General features: G+C 46.2%; 2 rRNA genes. Both read right to left on the reverse strand.

Going from position 1 to position 2,885, the window contains the following annotated elements:
- Positions 1-11: 11 nt before the first annotated feature.
- Positions 12-128 (reverse strand): 5S ribosomal RNA (gene rrf / locus BN3004_RS00025).
- Positions 129-163: 35 nt separating this feature from the next.
- A 23S ribosomal RNA gene (locus BN3004_RS00030) occupies positions 164-2,885 on the reverse strand; the annotation flags it as partial.

Genomic DNA, 2,885 nt, shown 5'->3' on the forward strand with positions numbered 1-2,885 from the left:
CTGTTTAAATCAAGTGGCGGCTACCTATTATCCCAGGTCGTCTCCAACCAAGTACCTTCAGCGTTAAGAGCCTTAACTTCCGTGTTCGGTATGGTTACGGGTGTTTCCCTCTTGCTATTGCTGCCACATTTCTTAATAACCATAATTCCACAATTAAGCGTCTTTGATCAAGTTTTCGACATATTAGTACAGTTAGGCTCAAAGTATTACTACTCTTACACTTACTGCCTATCTACCTTGTGGTCTTCAAGGTGTCTTACTTAAAGGAAATCTTATCTTAAGGGGGGCTTCGTGCTTAGATGCTTTCAGCTCTTATCCTTTCCAAACGTAGCTACTGAGCTATGCAACTGGCGTTACAACTCATAAACCATTGGTTTGTCCATCCCGGTCCTCTCGTACTAAGGACAGCTCCTTTCAAATTTCCTACGCCCACGACGGATAGGGACCGAACTGTCTCGCGACGTTCTGAACCCAGCTCGCGTGCCTCTTTAATGGGCGAACAGCCCAACCCTTGGGACCTACTTCAGCCCCAGGATGAGACGAGCCGACATCGAGGTGCCAAACCTCCCCGTCGATATGAACTCTTGGGGGAGATAAGCCTGTTATCCCCAGGGTAGCTTTTATCCGTTGAGCGATGGCCCTTCCACGTGGTACCACCGGATCACTAAGTCCTGATTTCTCATCTGCTCGATCTGTTTATCTCGCAGTTAAGCTCCCTTCTGCCTTTGTACTCTTTGCACGATTTCCGTCCGTGCTGAGGGAACCTTTGAACGCCTCCGTTACTTTTTGGGAGGCGACCGCCCCAGTCAAACTGCCCAACTGACAGTGTCCCTAAACCGGATCACGGCTCAAGGTTAGAATTCCAGCACTACAGGAGTGGTATCCCACTTTTTGACTCCTCTGATACTTGCGTACCAGGATCTTTGTCTCCCACCTATTCTGTACATGTACTACCGAAATCCAATGTCAGCCTACAGTAAAGCTCCATGGGGTCTTTCCGTCCTGTCGCGGGTAAATGGCATCTTTACCATTACTTCAATTTCACCGGATCCTTTGTTGAGACAGTGCCCAAATCGTTACACCTTTCGTGCGGGTCGGAACTTACCCGACAAGGAATTTCGCTACCTTAGGACCGTTATAGTTACGGCCGCCGTTTACTGGGGCTTAAGTTCTATGCTTCGCTATTGCTAACATTTCCCCTTAACCTTCCAGCACCGGGCAGGTGTCAGCTCCTATACGTCGTCTTTCGACTTAGCAGAAACTTGTGTTTTTGGTAAACAGTCGCTTGGGCCTATTCACTGCGGCCAGATCGCTCTGGCTCCCCTTCTCGCTAACTTACGGGGTCATTTTGCCGAGTTCCTTAACAAAGGTTCTTCCGCGCGTCTTAGGATTCTCTCCTTTCCTACCTGTGTCGGTTTACGGTACGGGTATCTTTTATCTATTTAGCGGCTTTTCTTGACAGTGTGAAATCGGCTACTTCTCTACTTATTTTCGATCCTCATCATAAATTGGCTTAGCCTGGTCATTACTCCGGGCATGCCTTTTTATTTGAGCGTACTCTTCCATCTGGTACGCTTAGCTTATCCTTCTGTGTCCCCGCTTCATTTATACGATAATTGATAGTAGTAGAATTTTTACTACTTGTCCATCGGCTACGCCTTTCGGCCTCGCCTTAGGTCCCGACTTACCCTGAGGGGACGAGCCTTGCTCAGGAACCCTTAGGTTTTCGACGGGAGTGATTCTCACACTCCTTCTCGCTACTTATGCCAGCATTCTCTCTTGTGTTTCGTCCACAGCGCCTTTCGATACTGCTTCTACCTATTACACAATGCTCCTCTACCACTCAAGAATGAGTCCATAGCTTCGGTATCCGATTTAGCCCCGGAAATCTTCGGCGCAAGGTCACTCGACTAGTGAGCTATTACGCACTCTTTAAATGTATGGCTGCTTCTAAGCCAACATCCTAGTTGTTTGGGTAACTTCACATCCTTTACCACTTAATCGGTATTTAGGGACCTTAGCTGATGGTCTGGGCTCTTTCCCTTTCGACTATGAAGCTTATCCCACATAGTCTGACTCCTTAGGTTTGTTTTCTTGGCATTCGGAGTTTGATAGGTTTTGGTAATGTATAAACACCCCGCAACCAGTCAGTAGCTCTACCTCCATTAAACATCCTAAAGGCTAGCCCTAAAGCTATTTCGAGGAGAACCAGCTATCTCCAGGTTCGATTGGCTTTTCACCCCTATCCACAAGTCATCCGATGTGTTTTAAACCACACCCGGTTCGAGCCTCCATTAAATTTTACTTTAACTTCACTCTGCTCATGGATAGGTCACCTGGTTTCGGGTCTACTCCTGTAAACTATGTCGCCCTATTAAGACTTGATTTCTCTTCGGCTTCGAAGCTTAACTTCTTAACCTTGCTTACAAAAGTAACTCGCTGGCCCGTTCTACAAAAAGTACAAGATTGCACTTTTCACGTGCTTTCTTTGCTTGTAAACGCAGGGTTTCAGGTTCTATTTCACTCCCCTTTCGGGGTTCTTTTTACCTTTCCCTCACGGTACTGTTCTCTATCGGTCACCAAGTAGTATTTAGCCTTGGGAGGTGGTCCTCCCGTATTCCCACCAGGTTTCTCGTGCCTTGTGGTACTCGTAAAGCTTATTGAAACACTAATATCTTTTCCTACAAGTCTTTCACTTTCTTTGGATGATTTTTCCAAGATCATTCGGATACTTTCTTAGTATTTCTTTAAGCGGGCTCTTTCCATTTCGCTCGCCGCTACTTTGAAAATCGATGTTTCTTTCTTTTCCTCGGGGTACTTAGATGTTTCAGTTCTCCCGGTATTGCCTCTATATACTATTTTATTCATATATAGATACTTAAGGT

The sequence above is a fragment of the Fenollaria timonensis genome (assembly GCF_001457835.1).
Classification (GTDB): Bacteria; Bacillota; Clostridia; order Tissierellales; family Peptoniphilaceae; genus Fenollaria; species Fenollaria timonensis.